The organism is Prosthecobacter sp. GW821-HT29F12, from assembly GCF_058803405.1.
Map to the genome: position 1 here is coordinate 6,663,205 of NZ_CM179517.1, position 14,664 is coordinate 6,677,868.

At 58.4% G+C, this 14,664-nt stretch carries 11 protein-coding genes; 5 read left to right on the top strand and 6 right to left on the bottom strand.

From position 1 onward, the window contains the following. The first annotated feature begins 1 nt into the window (after position 1). Complete coding sequence (locus tag AC3RLQ_RS27540; protein WP_493031844.1) at positions 2-1,423, top strand: FAD-dependent oxidoreductase; 1,422 nt, start codon at positions 2-4, stop codon at positions 1,421-1,423. Here AC3RLQ_RS27540 and AC3RLQ_RS27545 read toward each other — a convergent pair whose 3' ends face one another. The 4 genes from AC3RLQ_RS27545 to AC3RLQ_RS27560 all read right to left on the bottom strand — a co-directional run bounded on the left by AC3RLQ_RS27545 (position 1,424) and on the right by AC3RLQ_RS27560 (position 6,617). Beyond that, complete coding sequence (locus AC3RLQ_RS27545) at positions 1,424-1,732, bottom strand: ribonuclease III domain-containing protein (protein ID WP_493031845.1); 309 nt, start codon at positions 1,730-1,732, stop codon at positions 1,424-1,426. 45 nt (positions 1,733-1,777) lie between these two features. Next, positions 1,778-4,654 (bottom strand): M56 family metallopeptidase, encoded by a 2,877-nt coding sequence (locus AC3RLQ_RS27550; protein WP_493031846.1) that lies wholly within the window; start codon positions 4,652-4,654, stop codon positions 1,778-1,780. 6 nt (positions 4,655-4,660) lie between these two features. Beyond that, positions 4,661-5,041, bottom strand: coding sequence for a BlaI/MecI/CopY family transcriptional regulator (locus AC3RLQ_RS27555; RefSeq protein WP_493031847.1), 381 nt, complete (start codon positions 5,039-5,041; stop codon positions 4,661-4,663). A gap of 130 nt (positions 5,042-5,171) precedes the next feature. Continuing rightward, positions 5,172-6,617 carry a hypothetical protein gene (locus AC3RLQ_RS27560; RefSeq protein WP_493031848.1) on the bottom strand — a complete coding sequence of 482 codons (1,446 nt, stop codon included), beginning with the start codon at positions 6,615-6,617 and terminating at the stop codon, positions 5,172-5,174. 191 nt (positions 6,618-6,808) lie between these two features. Here AC3RLQ_RS27560 and gap point away from each other — a divergent pair, with 191 nt between their 5' ends. From gap to rarD, 3 genes are all read left to right on the top strand, one after another. Beyond that, a complete protein-coding gene (gene gap, locus AC3RLQ_RS27565; RefSeq protein ID WP_493031849.1) occupies positions 6,809-7,858 on the top strand; it encodes a type I glyceraldehyde-3-phosphate dehydrogenase in 1,050 nt (349 codons plus the stop codon). A gap of 117 nt (positions 7,859-7,975) precedes the next feature. Further along, complete coding sequence (locus AC3RLQ_RS27570) at positions 7,976-9,148, top strand: MFS transporter (protein ID WP_493031850.1); 1,173 nt, start codon at positions 7,976-7,978, stop codon at positions 9,146-9,148. Further along, complete coding sequence (gene rarD / locus AC3RLQ_RS27575) at positions 9,138-10,028, top strand: EamA family transporter RarD (protein ID WP_493031851.1); 891 nt, start codon at positions 9,138-9,140, stop codon at positions 10,026-10,028. The genes AC3RLQ_RS27570 and rarD overlap by 11 nt, the downstream gene beginning before the upstream one ends. Positions 10,029-10,034: 6 nt before the next feature. On the opposite strand, the gene AC3RLQ_RS27580 is transcribed toward rarD, so the two are convergent. Further along, the gene (locus AC3RLQ_RS27580; RefSeq protein ID WP_493031852.1) at positions 10,035-10,958 is read right to left on the bottom strand and encodes a D-alanine--D-alanine ligase; all 924 of its coding nucleotides are present in this window, start codon (positions 10,956-10,958) and stop codon (positions 10,035-10,037) included. Positions 10,959-11,045: 87 nt separating this feature from the next. On the opposite strand from AC3RLQ_RS27580, the gene AC3RLQ_RS27585 reads away from it, so the two are divergent. Beyond that, positions 11,046-12,605 (top strand): N-acyl-D-amino-acid deacylase family protein, encoded by a 1,560-nt coding sequence (locus AC3RLQ_RS27585; protein WP_493031853.1) that lies wholly within the window; start codon positions 11,046-11,048, stop codon positions 12,603-12,605. Between the two features lies 1 nt (position 12,606). Here AC3RLQ_RS27585 and AC3RLQ_RS27590 read toward each other — a convergent pair whose 3' ends face one another. Continuing rightward, positions 12,607-14,565 carry an LTA synthase family protein gene (locus AC3RLQ_RS27590; RefSeq protein WP_493031854.1) on the bottom strand — a complete coding sequence of 653 codons (1,959 nt, stop codon included), beginning with the start codon at positions 14,563-14,565 and terminating at the stop codon, positions 12,607-12,609. Positions 14,566-14,664 lie beyond the last annotated feature (99 nt).

Below are 14,664 nucleotides of genomic sequence, written 5' to 3' on the forward strand. Positions count from 1 at the left end.
CATGAGCACTCCCAGCCCTTCCCCTGATCTCAAACGCCGCTCCTTCCTGGCCGCCGCATTCTCCGGTGCACTTGTCACCCCTGGAGTCATGAACGCGGCGGAGGTGGAAAAGGCCATTGCGGGGAAGTTTCATGAGCCTGCGCAAGATCTGCCGCTGGCGGAAGATGCCGATGTCATTGTCTGTGGTGCGGGACCGGCGGGAATTGCGGCGGCGATCACTGCGGCGCGGGCCGGGGCCAAGGTGCGGGTGTTTGAGTGGCGGGGCTGTCTCGGTGGCGTGTGGACGGCCGGACTGCTGGGTTACCTCCTGGATTTCGACAAGCCCGGCTTCAACCAGGAACTTCTCAAGAGATTGGAGGAACGCGACATCCGCCGTGGCACGAACAAAAAGAGCGTCGTTTACGAGCCGGAAGGCATGAAGCTGCTGCTGGAGGAAATGTTTGTGGAAGCTGGCATCAAGTTCCAGCTCCACACCAAGGTCTGCGCGGCCTACCGCGAAGGGAAACGACTCGCGACGATCGTGACTGAGTCGAAGTCGGGGCGGCAGGCTTGGAAAGCGCCGGTGTTCATTGATACCACGGGCGATGGAGATCTCGGTGCGCTGGCAGGTTGTGCTTTTGAGTATGGCGAGGCAGATTCGTGCCCATGCCAGCCGATGTCGCTCAATGCGCTGCTGGTGTGCAAAGACGCGGCGGCATTGAAGGATTTCATTCACGGTTCAGATCCGAGCAAGACGGATGGCACGTCAAAAGACGCGTTCCTCGCTGAGATCAAACGCACCGACCATTTCCCCTCGTATGCGAAGCCCACGCTGTGGCAGGTGCGGGACAATCTGCTGCTGGTGATGATGAACCACCAATATGGCGTGCCGTGTTTTGATGCGGCGAAGATCACTGAGGCCACGGTGCACGCCCGTGCAGAGATGAACAAAATCGTGAACGGCCTGCGCAAGCTCGGCGGTCCGTGGGAGGGGCTGCAAATCGCCGCGACGGCGGAGCAGATCGGTGTGCGCGACGGCCGGCGCATTGCTGGGCGCTACACGGTGAGCAAGGAAGATGTGATCGCCGGCGCGCGCTATGAAGATGCGGTGGTACGGCCCACCTTCAGTGTGGACATTCATGCGCTGAGTGCGGACATGAACAAGAAGTCGGCCTACAGCAATGCAGGCATCAAGGTGAAGCCGTATGACATTCCGCTGCGGGCGCTGATCGCGAAAGATGTGGACGGGCTGATGATGGCCGGGCGCAACATCAGCGGTGATTTCATCGCGCATGCGAGCTATCGCGTGACGGGGAACTCCGTGGCGATGGGCGAGGCTGCGGGGGTGACTGCGGCGCTGGCTGCGACGACGAAGCGTCTGCCACATGATGTGCCCTGGAGCGAAGCGGAGGCCAAGCTGAAGGCGCTCGGGCAGCGGGCCTAGTTACTTGCCGGTGCGCTTGCGCTTCGCTTCCTGTTTGAGAAAGAGAGGTTCCAGAGTTTCGCGAATCCAGGCAAAGGCGGCCTCCAGGCCTTCGCGCTGATAGATCACACCGATGTCGGCCTCGACGGCGGTGGGATTGCCGGTGCAGGAGAGGAACTGATTGCAGGTGAAGCGTGTTTTCATCTCGGCATCCACTTTGCCTTGCTGCTTCAGGATGAGGCTGCGGACGTAGAGTTCGAGAACGGCATCGCCAATCCAGGCGTTTTCGCGAAGGCGCTGAGTGAGATCGAGGTCTTGTGTGGATGCCATGAGCGGGGCATCCAGAGCGAGCATCGAGGCAAGTTCAACTGGGGATCACTTGGTTTTGGCGGACTGCACTGAACTGCCCAGCCCTTGGAAATAGGCGCTGATCCAGGTGTGCTGCAGGCGGGTGGCCTTAACGGAGACCGAGTTCTGTTCCTTTTTGAAGGTCACGCTGGGCTGAGGTGCGTCTGCAACAGGCTTGGTTTCGTCACCCTCGATGACTGTGCTGATGTCTTTGAGGATGGTTTCGATGCTGGCCTGCGTTTTTGGCAGGGCATATTCCTTCGTGACCAGAGCGGAATCATCGGCGACACGCATGAACCACCTGTTCTGGTCAAGTGTGAGCACCAAACCATTTGCGCGACAAAGAGCCTCAAGGACCTCAAACGGGCTGCTGTTGATACTGAAGGTCACCAACTTTTGATTGATGGGATTGTCATCCGGCAGAGAAATGAAATTGATGCTGGCATCGGTGGCAAGAAAACGCAGCACATCGCCGAGGTTCGCCTTGGCGAAGTCATACTGTTGCGGCCGTGCTTTGCGCAGTTCTGCGGCCTTTGCCTCGGCGGCACTTGGTGATAGCTGTGCAGCAGGGCTGGAGGCCTGAGATTTGTTTTCCGGTGGCGTGAGAATTTCTGTCACGTGTGCTCCGGAGGTGGTCAGCTTGCCGGAGGCCAGATCCAGCACAGCAGAGGATTCTGATGAGGTACTGCTGTGTTTTTGGCTGCCACCACTGATGATGGTGAACGGACCGCGGATTTTAAGCTGATGGGCTCTGCGATCGCAGATCAGTTCTGCCGCTTGAATGGAGGTATCCCCCACCTGGCATCTGGCGTCACCTTTTGCGGTTTGAATTTCCGTGCTGGGATCGATGGATGTTTCCTTTGCTGTGATGACAATCTCACCGAGTTTGTCGGGTGGATTGAGCGCCGAGGATGCTGCTTTAGCCTGAGCGGATGAGGTCATGTAACTCAGATCGAGCGCCCGGGACTTGGCAGCTTCTGCCTCAGTGCCGAAGTAGATGCCGCCGAATGGCTTGTGTGTGAGGGGGTCGTAGAAAGTAATGTGTGGCAGTCCTTGGGAGGGATTGGGGAGATGCAGTACGAAGCTGCCCCGGCCTCGTTTCAAAAGGACCTGCTGCCTTGCATCAAAGGCGGATGATTTGTCATCGGTGGTGGTGGAAGTGATGGACAGGGCTGCGGTGGCTTCATCTGCGCTGCCGAGTTCATAATCCACCCCGACCGTGAGCATCTCGGCTGAGCGCGTCATGGAGGTAATGACCATGGAGTCGCGAGGACGAAAGGCGGATTTTCCGACGGCGAAGTCGCTGGGGGCGGCTGCTGGAAGACCGCCCTTTTTTGGATCGATCACGTGGGGGGTGATGATGTAAAGCACGGGGCGTTTGCTTTGAGGTTTGCCGTCATGCCAACCGGCGATCACACAGGATTGTCCGGTCTGCATTTGTTGAGTGGACTTGTAAACCCGGCTGCGGGCGTTCGCATAGTCGCCTTTGAACTCGGAGATCACCGCACCTGTTGCTGGATCAAAGAGATCCGAGTCGGTGATATCAATGCCGAGGTTGACCGCTTCACCACTCACGGTGGGCGTGAACTTGCAGACGAGGCCGATTGGCACATAGACAATTTTGCCATCCTTGTCTTTGCTGGGCTGGTTCACGATGCTTTTAATCACGACTTCCTTCTCGTTGGCCGTGACTATGCGTGGGTAGGAGGTGACATTGGTTCTGTCATTCCTCAGCAGCTCCCGCAGTTGAACGGCGAATTCGTCGGGGGACAACAGCGCCGGGAGAAAAGACTGTGTTTCATCGGCTGGCAGTCTGCCGTCAAAATTCCAGTCGGTGGCTTTCTTGAATTCAACGATTTTCACTTCGATCGCGATGAGCGGCGCATCCTCAGCGGGTTTCGGCTGCTGAGCACGCGTGACTCCGAAAAAGGTCATGATCACGATACACATGGTGATCAGTGCCTTCATGGTGGGATGAGGCGCACGATGTTTGGCAATGGACTGGATGCGGGAGCGCAAGGCGGCACCGCGCTGGAAGATGCCGACAAACCCGAGGCTGAAGCCGCGAGGGGAGAAGGCGGTTTCGACTTTGAGGAGGGCGTGGCCGTAGGCGATGCGGTGATTACGAGTGGCATCCTGAAGCACCTGGGCATCGCAGGCGGCTTCGCGGTCGGCACGGATTTTGAAGAACGCGATCCAGAGCAGGGGATTGAACCAGTGCAGCGCCATCAGAACACACATGAGGGCATTGAGCGAGAGATCTCCACGCTTGAGATGCATGAGTTCGTGCTTGAGGACGAGCCTTGCCTCAGCAGGCGTGAACTCTCGGTCGAACTCTGTGGGCAGCAGCAAGGTGGGGCGCAGGAGACCGGTGACGGCAGGGCTGCTGACACTTGAGGCGATCAAAACTCGCGGGACGTAGCGCAAGTGCATTTCGCTGGCGATTTGGGCGAGCGTTGCGAGAAGCTCGTCGCTGGCGGGATGGCGGGCTTGTTTGAAACGGCGCAAGGTGAGCATGAAGGAGACGCTGCCGAAGACGAGCATGCCTGCGGAGACGACGAGCCAGGCAAGAAGGAACACGTGCTGCCAGTGGATGGGGTCGGGAAGGGAGGCAGGCGCTTCGAAAACAACCGGGGCTGGCTCCGCCATCAAAGGAGAGACGGCCGAGAGATTGGGTGGTGCTGGCTGGGGTGGTGCTTGAAAGACGTGCTCGATGCTCCAGCGGCTTTGTGGCAGCACAGGCATGAGGAGAACGACAAGCACAGGCAGCCAGAGGGCATAGCGCATGCCGGCGGTGAGGTGCCGACGAAAAGCCGCCTGAACGATCAACGTGGCCAGCGTGAGCAGCGACGCACGCAGACTGGCGGCGAGCAGCCAGTCGAAGAGTTGGGTGAGCGTGTTCATGGTGGGTTAGGAGTTGAGAGACTGGTCGAGCAGCTTTTTGAGCTCCTTCACCTCTTCCGCGGTGAGCTTGCTGTTTTGGGCGAAGTGAACGAGCAGGGGCTTGGCGGCGCCGCCGAAGATGCGCTGCATGAAGGATTCGCTCTCGGCGCGCACGCAGGCCTCGCGTTTCACGGCGGGGAGGAAGGTGCGGGTGCCGCTGGCGTTCTCGGCGGTCTTGAGCGCGCCTTTTTCCACCAGGCGTGTGAGCAGGGTGCGGACGGTGTTTTCCGCCCAGTTCATGGTGGGGCGCAGTGCCCTGGTGACTTCCGAGGCGGTTTGCGGGGAAGACTCCCAGAGAACCTCCATGATGGACCATTCAGATTCAGCGATGTCGGGTGCGTTTGGCATGATTTTATGGAATTAAAATCATTTCACTACATTTGTCGTGAAATGGCAACTACAAATGTAGTGATGAGGCATTGGCTGGTGGAGCAGCAGCCGAATTCCGGGCGGCGAAACGAGCCGTGCGGGGGCAGGCCTAAAATGAAGGTTTCAAGATGATGGTTGTCTCGTCGGCTTCGATCCGATGAAAACTCAAACGGGCACAATGTTTGAGTGCTTCATCTGCGGGCATTCCACGTGTGAACATGGTGATGAGGGTTTTTTCCTCGGTGCCTGGCTGGATGACAATTTTCAGATCTTTGACCGGTGGGTCGGCTGCCGCCGCAGCCTGCTGAATGGCTTTCACAGCCTCGTTCAAGCTGGTCCGTCGCAGATCAAGCTGCGGCAGAACGATCTTCCCGGCTATGGCAAGTGCCGCAGGCAGCGCGGGTGGGGGCGGAGGTGTTTCGTTCAGAAGATTCTGATCACGCAGCCATTTTTCGGCCAGTATAAAGTGTTCGGGTGTCTGTCTGTAGGTCAGAATGAGGAGCTCTCGATCCAGCGCCAAACCATCTTCTTCATAGATGGGGATGTTGGATGACCGTGCGGCTCTGTTGATGGCTGAATTGTCCTGGAAACGCTTCAGAATCTCCGACTTTACCTTAAACTGACGACGCAACAGTTCTCCTGGAGAGCATTCTTTGTCTGTTGAGCCGGTGTGAAAGACCAGAGCGTGCTGTTCGATCCCCATGTCCATTTGGCTCAATTCGGTCAGCACGGTGAGAGCTTTTCGGAGAGTCGTGCCCTTCTCCTCGAAAAGTGAGTCGATGCCCAGCGGGTAAGAGTTTTTTACATCTTCCGCTGTCTCCAGCCGCCAGACCGCATTGATGCCGCGCCGGGAAGTGTGATCTGATGATCCGCCCTGCTCTCGGCTCTGCTGCACCAGCCATTCGAGTAGACGGAGCGAGGTCAGATTTTCCAGATGCACCTGGGGAAGAATCAGGCGCTGCATCTGGTTGCGGGTGAGTGTAACCGAGTCCGTCCCGCATACGTCATAATGAGATTCTTCCATCAGGATCAGGGTGTGGTGCAGTAGGGGGCCTTTTGCCTCAGTACGGCAGAGCAGGCAGGAGGTGTCCTCGTACGACGGGGATGAATATTGCATTTCCATCACGGGATTCACCGAACGAGAGGCATCTGGGAAGGAGGCCAGCAGGCTGACCACATCGCGCAGGCGGCAGTTTAAAACTGTCTGCACATGCATTTCGAGTTTTTCAGTCGCGAAAGGAATGCTGAAGACCACTTCCTCGCCGATGGCTACCGTTTTGGTGACCGAAGGATGACTCCTGGCCCCGGAATTCGTCTCGAGTTCCTGCAGGATGCGCATGGCTTTGGCGGCAGGGAGAAAGACAGGAGCTGGCATCATTCCTGGCAGCATCGGTTGAGGCTCCGGCAGGACTCCTCCAATGGTTGGATTGGCCGGCATTTGTCTGGCAAGCGGCCCCATCTCTTTGAGCGGGACGGCGGAATCCAATGTCCAAACTTTTGCTGAGACCTGCACGTTTCCATGGTTGGGCTCGGCCGCAGGCAGCCTGAGTGTCAAGCAGGGGAGGTTGAGAAGGCAAAGGACCACCCTCGAGGTGAATAAAACAGGGCTCATGCCTTAATTTTAATCGTAAGGTTTGTATTAACACCAGCTTTCTCGGGCCCGAATCCTGCTGCCTCGGCGGTTGACACCCTCTCCCCCCGGCGGTAATCCTGCCTCCCTCAAAAATCCAAACTACCTCAAATAACATGGTCAAAATCGGCATCAATGGTTTCGGGCGCATCGGTCGCCTCGTGTTTCGCGCAATCTGTGACCAGGGCCTCCTGGGCAAGGAAATTGAAGTCGTTGCTGTGAACGACCTCGTGCCTGCAGACAATCTCGCCTACCTCGTCAAATACGACTCCACCCAGGGCAAGGCCCGTGAGAACGTTTCCTCCAAGAAATCCAGCCCTGATCTGGCTGCAGACGACATCCTGGTGGTCGATGGCCATGAGATCAAATGCCTCGCTGTGCGCGCAGGTCCTTCGGCACTCCCCTGGAAAGAGCTTGGCGTGGACATCGTCATCGAGTCCACCGGTCTCTTCACCGAGCGCGCCAAGGCCCAGGGCCACATCGACGCTGGTGCGAAGAAGGTCATCATCTCCGCTCCTGGCAAAGATGAAGACATCACGATCGTCATGGGCGTGAACCATGAGAAGTATGATGCAGCCAATCACCACGTCGTTTCCAACGCAAGCTGCACGACGAACTGCCTGGCCCCTGTCGTTCACGTTCTTCTGAAAGAAGGATTCGGCGTCGCTGAAGGCCTCATGACCACCATCCACAGCTACACCGCCACGCAGAAGACTGTGGACGGCCCGAGCGCCAAGGATTGGAAAGGTGGCCGCAGCGCCGCCATCAACATCATTCCTTCCGGCACCGGAGCCGCCAAGGCCGTGGGTCTCGCCATTCCAGAAGTGAAGGGCAAGCTCACCGGTATGTCCTTCCGCGTGCCAACGCCGACGGTTTCCGTGGTCGATCTTACCGTGAAGACGGAGAAGGAAACCAGCTACAAGGAAATCTCCGCCGCCATGAAGAAGGCCAGCGAAACCTACCTCAAGGGCATCCTGAACTGGACCTCCGACGAAGTGGTGAGCACCGACTTCATGCACGACCAGCACAGCTCCATCTTTGACGCCGGTTCCGGCCTTGAGCTGAACAGCAAGTTCTTCAAGCTGGTGAGCTGGTACGACAACGAGTGGGGTTACTCCAACCGAGTCGTCGATCTCGTGAAATACATTGTGAGCAAAGGCCTGTAATCTAAACGAACACAGCAACCTTCAAAGCCTTCGACGGGCCGGCTCACGTGAGCCGGCCCGTTTTGCGTACCCGCTCATCTCCCCACTTTCCATGAATCTCATTTTCTCTTTCCAACCATGTCTCTTTTATCTCAACTGCACCTCCTGCCCAAGCCCTTCTGGGTTCTCGTAGGCGCGACTTTCGTCAACCGGTTCGGCGTTTTCGTCGTGCCGTTTCTGGCGCTCTTCATCACGCGGAACGGCAACACGGCCACGCAGGCCGGCTACGCCGTGGCTGCGTATTCGTTAGGGGGCTTCATTGCCGCCGGGATCGGCGGCTGGATGGCGGACCGTCTGGGCCGAAATGTCACCATGGCTGTCTCAGCGCTTGCTGGCGCAGTTTGCATGATCGCCATGTCGCAGGCGGTGGACTGGCGGGCGCTGGCTGCCCTGGCCTTCATCACGGGGGCCATCAATGAAGCAGGTAGTCCGGCCAGCGCAGCGCTGGTGCAGGACATTGTGCCACCAGAGCACCGCGTCATCGCCTATGCGGTGCAAAGGTTTGCCGTGAACCTGGCGTGGTCCCTTGGCCCCGCGACGGCAGGGTTCCTGGCGGAGTATTCATTTTTCTGGCTCTTCGTGGTGGATGCGGCCTCCTCCGCTTTCTTTGGCATCGTCGCATGGCTGTTTTTGCCGCGCGGTAGACGCACGGCACGCGAGCATGCGGGCTGGGGACATGCATGGCAGTCGATCCGTGCCAATCACGCCTTCCTGGCCTTGTTCGGGGCCTGCGTCTGCACGGCGTGGATCTTCCGGCAGACGAACACCACGTTTCCGCTGCACTTTGAGCGCAATGGCCTGCCGCTGCATTTCTGCGGTCTCGTTCTGGCTTTGAATGGCGTGATGATCTGCCTCTTTGAGGTGCCGCTGGCGGCAGGACTGCGGTTGTGGCCGGTCAAGCAGGTGCTCGCGCTCGGCTACATTCTGATGGGAGCCAGTTTCCTCACCTTCCTGATCAGCGGATCGCTCACTGCCTTTGTGCTGATGATGGTGGTCTTCACAATGGGGGAGATGTCCGCGTTTTCGCGGCAGCAGGCCTATTCGGCGAGCCTCTCTCCTGACGACATGCGCGGGCGTTACGTCGGCTTTCTCAGTCTGGCGTGGTGTGCGGGAAATACCGCCAGCTCCGCTCTGGGCATGCCGCTTTATGATCATCATCCCACCGTGCTGTGGGTGATGAATGCCGTGCTCGGTATTGTGGCGGCACTCCTCATTCTCTACACTCGTAAAACCCAGCTGCATGAATCCTGAAAAATCACCCACCAATGCAGTGCTGAGTGCCGTGATCGCCTTTGGCCTGTGGGGCGTGCTGCCGGTCTATTGGAAACAGATCGGCCATCTCGGCAGTGGCGTGGCCCTGGCGCAGCGTGTGGTCTGGACCCTGGCCACCGTGCTGCCCCTGCTGATGCTGCGCGGCGAGTGGTCCGGCTTTCTGTGCTCCATGCGTGATACGCGCCTGCTCAAAGCACATGCCTGGTCCGCCTTTTTGCTGGCCATCAACTGGGGCGTCTTTGTCTGGGCGGCGCAGCATGGGCGCATCCTCGACTGCAGCCTCGGCTATTTCATCAATCCGCTGCTGAATGTGCTCATCGGCAGCCGCTTGCTGGGTGAGCGGCTGACGCGATTGCAAAAATTCAGCATCGCCTCCGCTGCTTTTGGGGTGTTGACGCAACTCGTCTTGCTGGGGAGGTTTCCGTGGATCGGGCTGCTGCTGGCGGGAAGCTTTGCGCTTTACGGCCTCGCGCGGCGGCGCTCGCTGCTGGGTTCACTGCCCGGGTTGGCGGTGGAGACCGTGGTCGGCATCCCGGTGGCGGTGTTCTATCTGATCTGGACGCAGCAGAGCGGCATGCCCATCTGGGGCACGGCTTCAGCGCATGATCTGCTGCTCATTGTTGGGCTCGGCATCATCACCACGATTCCGCTGCTGGGTTTCGCGCATGGTGCGCGGCAGTTGCCATTCGCGCTGCTCGGAGTGCTGCAGTTCCTCGCGCCCACGGGACAGTTCATGGTGGGGGCTTTTGTGTATCACGAGCCCGTCAGCACCGCTTCCTTGGTGTCGTTTGGCCTGATCTGGCTCGGCGTACTGTTGTTTTGCAGTGATCTGTGGCTGCGCAAGCCCACCCGGGCCTGAGCAAACTCAGGGTCTGGCGGCAATCGACAGCTCAATGATCTTCGCGCACAGATCGGGGAACTCAATGCCCACGGCCTTCGCGGCTTTGGGCAGCAGGCTGCTGCTGGTCATGCCGGGGATGGTGTTTACTTCGAGCACGAAGGGAGCCTGATCGCTTTCACGCAGCATGACATCCACGCGGCCATAGACTTCGGTGCCGCAGGAGCGGAAAGCCTTCAGCGCGGCGTCCTGCACGGCCTTGGTCACCTCGGGGGTGAGGTTGGCGGGGCAGTTGTAATTCGTTTTGCCGGTGCCGCCCATCCAGGGGTACTTGTTGTTGATGTCGTAGAAGCCTTCGACGGGTTCGATGTGAATGATCGGCAGCACCTGATCGCCGAGAATGCCGACCGTCAGCTCCTTGCCGGCCACGTAGTCTTCGATCAGGGTGTCATTGCCAAATTTCTTTGCGTCTTCAATGGCGGCATCGAGTTCCGCCTGCGTGTGGCAGATATGCACGCCGACGCTGGAGCCTTCACGCGGTGGTTTGACGACGAGCGGCAGGGAGATTGCCAGCGGCTGACTGCCATCGAGCGGATAGGTCTGCGAGAGCGGAGTCGGCACACCGGCGGCGATGAAACGTTCCTTGCTCAGAAGCTTGTCGAAGGCGATGCGGCTGCTGATCACACCCGCACCGGTGTAGCGGATGCCGCGTTGTTCGAGGATGGCCTGGATCTGGCCATCCTCGCCAAAGGTACCGTGGATCAGGTTCATGGCGATGAACACATCTCCAGGGACTTCGAAGTCCGGGCCGGTAACATCCACTTCGACGACGATGGCGCCTTTGCTGCGCAACGCTTCGGCCACGCTTTCGGCGGTTTTGAGCGAAACTTTGCGTTCGGAGCCGGGGCCGCCCATCAGGAGGGCGATTTTCTTGTTCGTCAGGTCGATCATGGTGCGAAGATATGGAATGCGGAGGCCGGATTGGCAAAAGGAATCCTGGCAATGTCCGTGCCATCAGCCACGTCTTTCCCTGTCACCATGAATTCCGGCTTCTTTTTTGCCCTGCTGCTCGCGGGTTCCGCCCTGGCGGCTGATTTTGATCTTCTCATCACCAACGCCCAGATTGCGGATGGAGGTGGCGGACCGCTGGTGCATGGCAGTATTGCTGTGAAGGGTGGTCGCATTGTGGCGGTCGGCCAGGTCAAAGGCTCGGCCGACACGGTTATTGATGCCGGCGGCAAAGTGGCCGCCCCGGGTTTCATTGATGTACACACCCATTCGGAAGACATCTGCCTCATCCCGGCTGCGGAGAATTTTCTGCGCATGGGAGTCACGACCATCATCACTGGCAACTGCGGTCATTCTCGCACCGACATGGCAAAGTTTTTTCAGGAGATCGAGGAATCGAAAGTCGCTCTCAATGTGGCCACCCTGATCGGTCATGGTTCCGTGCGTGAGCAGGGCATGGGCGGCAGTTTCATCCGTGCGCCGAATGAGGAACAACTCGCCACGATGAAAGGACTGGTCGATCAGGCGATGAAGGATGGAGCGGTTGGATTGAGCACGGGGCTCATTTATGTGCCTGGCTCTTTTGCGAAGACGGATGAACTCATCGAGCTGGCAAAGGTCGCTGCAGCTCATGACGGCATCTATGTCAGTCACATGCGTTATGAAACCGTGCGCATTTTTGAGGCGCTGGATGAGATCATCCGCATTGCCAAAGAAGCAAAAATTCGCGCTGAAGTCTCACACATCAAGCTCTCAGGTCCGACAGCATGGGGCAAAGCCCATGAAGTGCTCGCAGTGCTCGACAAGGCGCGTGCGGACGGATTGAAGATCACGCAAGATCAGTACGCCTACACGGCCTCCAGCACTGGGCTGCGCCAGACTTTGCCGGACAGCGCTCTCGAAGGCGAGCAGGCAGACTTCGTCGCACGGCTAGCTGATCCACAGAAGAAAGCCTCGATCATCGCCAGCATGGCCAAGATGCGTGACCGTCAGGGGCGCAAAGATTACGGCTATGCGGTGATCGCCCGCTGCAAGGCGGACCCCTCGCTCAATGGCAAAACCATTCCTGAGGCGGCGAAGATGCGGCGTGGAGCTGATACGCTTGACGATCAAATCGAAGTCATCCTTGAGATCGAAGCTCAGGGTGGTGCCAGCGCCATCTTCCACGGCATGAATGAAGACGATTTGCAGACATTCCTGGAGCATCCACTCACGATGATCGCCAGCGATGGCGGGCCGCGCCGCCTTGGCGAGGATGTGCCGCACCCGCGCAGCTACGGCAACAATGCGCGTGTGCTGGGCCGCTACGTGGGCGAATTGAAACTGCTCACTTTGCCTGAAGCCGTGCGCCGCATGACATCACTGCCGGCGCAGACTTTTCATCTCAAAGATCGTGGCATGATCCAAGTGGGTGCGCATGCCGACATCGTGATCTTTGATCCTGCCAAAGTCACGGATCCTTCCACCTTCAGCGACCCGCATCACTACGCGGAAGGGTTTGATCATGTGATTGTAAACGGTGGTGTCACGATCCTCTATGGCAAACTCACGGAGGTGCGAAGTGGTGGTCCATTAAGGATGGGCCAGTGACTCACGGGTTGTCCGTCTCTGCACCCAGATGCCCGTTGCGGAAGAGCCATGAGGCGGACTGGTAGAGTGAGATGGTGTCATCCCGCCGCGACTTCAATGCTCCTGATTTGTCCTGTGTGATGGTGCCCGATTTGAGGTCCACCTTGCCAAGGGTGGACTCCTGCTTGGGTTTGAGCATGGCAAATTCACCCTGGGTGATGTAGGCGATCTTTTGGTAGTTTGAAACGTAGATGCGCTCCTTGTCTGGCGTGTAGCCGGAAGAGAAGACATCCTGGCCAAAGTTTCGCGTGGTGTAGCTCCAGTTCATCAGGCCAAAGAGAGTTGGAACCATGTCGATCTGGCTGCACAGGCGGTCGTAGGAACGGGGTTGGATGAGCTGAGGATTCCAGATGATGCAGGGGATGTGATACTTGGTGACATCCAGCTCCACCTTGCCTGCGCTGCCGTGGCAGTGATCCGCCACGACGACAAAGATCGTGTTGGCAAACCACGGCTTTGATTTCGCCTTTTCGAGGAAGTCGCCGATGCACCAGTCGGTGTATTTCACGGCGGCATCACGAGAGCCCTGCGGCATGTCGATGCGGTTCTCCGGGAAGGTGAAGGGGCGGTGGTTGGACACCGTCATGACGTGCATGAAGAAGGGTTTGCTTGCGGCATGGTTTGTATCCGCCTCCTGCAGGGCCCAGCGGAACAGATCCTCGTCCGCCACACCCCAGGCGTTTTGGAAAGTGATCTCGCTTTTGGGTTTGGTGCCGCGATCGATCACCCGGTAGTTGTTGCGGGAAAAGTAGGTGCGCATGTTGTCAAACATCGCGTCTCCACCGTAGAGGTAGCTGACGTCGTAACCGCGGCTGCGGCAGACGGAGCCGGAGGTGAAGAGATTCGTGTTCATCGGCCGCCAGACAATGGACTGGCCCGGCGTTGGCGGCACACTGAGAGTCAGCGCTTCAAGCCCGCGCACGGTGCGCGTGCCCGTGGCGTAGAGATTGGTGAAGAGGATCCCTTCATCTGCGAGGCGGTCGAGATTCGGCGTGAGATAGGAGCGCATCTTGAAGTTCACCTTGAAGTGACTCATGAATGCGGCGCTCAGGCTTTCCACGGAAACAAAGACAATGTTGTGCCGCTTCTCCGGGCCTTCGTGCTTGATGACGCGGCGCAGATCGCGTGGATCAGAGCTGGCACCTGGTGTGTCGGACAGAGTGAGCAATTCCTTCGCTCGGGCGAGCGCCTTATCGGTGTCCTGCTTGAGGTAGAAGCGCTCGTAATCAATCTCGCTCTCCCAAAACGCGGCGCAGAAAGCATAGGGGCCGTCCTTGGCCAGTTCGCGATTGAATTCATTGTTAAAACGCGGGAGCTGCGACTGCGAGAAAAGATAGGAGATGCCCACCACCACGATGGCGATGCCGAGCACGGGCAGGACGCGCAGCTTCCACGCGCTCTCTCCTGCGCATACCCAGCGCACCGCGCCTGTCTTCCATGTCACCCAGACCACACCAGAGCCGGCGAGCGCCAGTCCGGCGTAGATCAGCGGCATCGGATAGGACTGCTGGATGTTGTCGATCACCTCCTGGGTGAAAACGAGGTAATCCACCGCGATGAAATTGAACCGCACCTGAAATTCATCCCAGAAAAACCACTCCGCCACGCCGATGAAAATGAACACCACGGCGTACAACAGGAGGAGAAAAGACACAACCCAAGGGGCCGCCCTGCTGCGCCACAGCGCAGGTGGCAGCAGCAGAGTGAGCAAAAACCATGGCACCACCGCGTAGCAGGCGGCCAGCAGATCATACCAAAGGCCAAAGCCAAACGAGCCGAGCAGAGAAAGATTCCACGCGATGTCATACCGCCCTTGAATCATAAGCGCGACACGGATGAGCAGCGCAATCAGCAGAAACATGGCGGTGATCAACAGAGCACCCCGGGCGATGGTCGATCGTGGTGTCAGTCGTCTGGGCATGACTGTTGGTTGTGGGTTGGGAGTCATGGTTGGAGAAGTGAAAAGGAGCGTGAAAGCAGGCTGTATGGCAGGCTAACGAGGTGGTAATGAAATGCCGAG

Excerpts from the sequence above, each read along its gene's own strand:
- AC3RLQ_RS27540 (WP_493031844.1), top strand. The coding sequence starts at position 2 with ATGAGCACTCCCAGCCCTTCCCCTGATCTCAAACGCCGCTCCTTCCTG.
- AC3RLQ_RS27545 (WP_493031845.1), bottom strand. The coding sequence starts at position 1,732 with ATGGCATCCACACAAGACCTCGATCTCACTCAGCGCCTTCGCGAAAAC.
- AC3RLQ_RS27550 (WP_493031846.1), bottom strand. The coding sequence starts at position 4,654 with ATGAACACGCTCACCCAACTCTTCGACTGGCTGCTCGCCGCCAGTCTG.
- AC3RLQ_RS27555 (WP_493031847.1), bottom strand. The coding sequence starts at position 5,041 with ATGCCAAACGCACCCGACATCGCTGAATCTGAATGGTCCATCATGGAG.
- gap (WP_493031849.1), top strand. The coding sequence starts at position 6,809 with ATGGTCAAAATCGGCATCAATGGTTTCGGGCGCATCGGTCGCCTCGTG.
- AC3RLQ_RS27570 (WP_493031850.1), top strand. The coding sequence starts at position 7,976 with ATGTCTCTTTTATCTCAACTGCACCTCCTGCCCAAGCCCTTCTGGGTT.
- rarD (WP_493031851.1), top strand. The coding sequence starts at position 9,138 with ATGAATCCTGAAAAATCACCCACCAATGCAGTGCTGAGTGCCGTGATC.
- AC3RLQ_RS27580 (WP_493031852.1), bottom strand. The coding sequence starts at position 10,958 with ATGATCGACCTGACGAACAAGAAAATCGCCCTCCTGATGGGCGGCCCC.
- AC3RLQ_RS27585 (WP_493031853.1), top strand. The coding sequence starts at position 11,046 with ATGAATTCCGGCTTCTTTTTTGCCCTGCTGCTCGCGGGTTCCGCCCTG.
- AC3RLQ_RS27590 (WP_493031854.1), bottom strand. The coding sequence starts at position 14,565 with ATGCCCAGACGACTGACACCACGATCGACCATCGCCCGGGGTGCTCTG.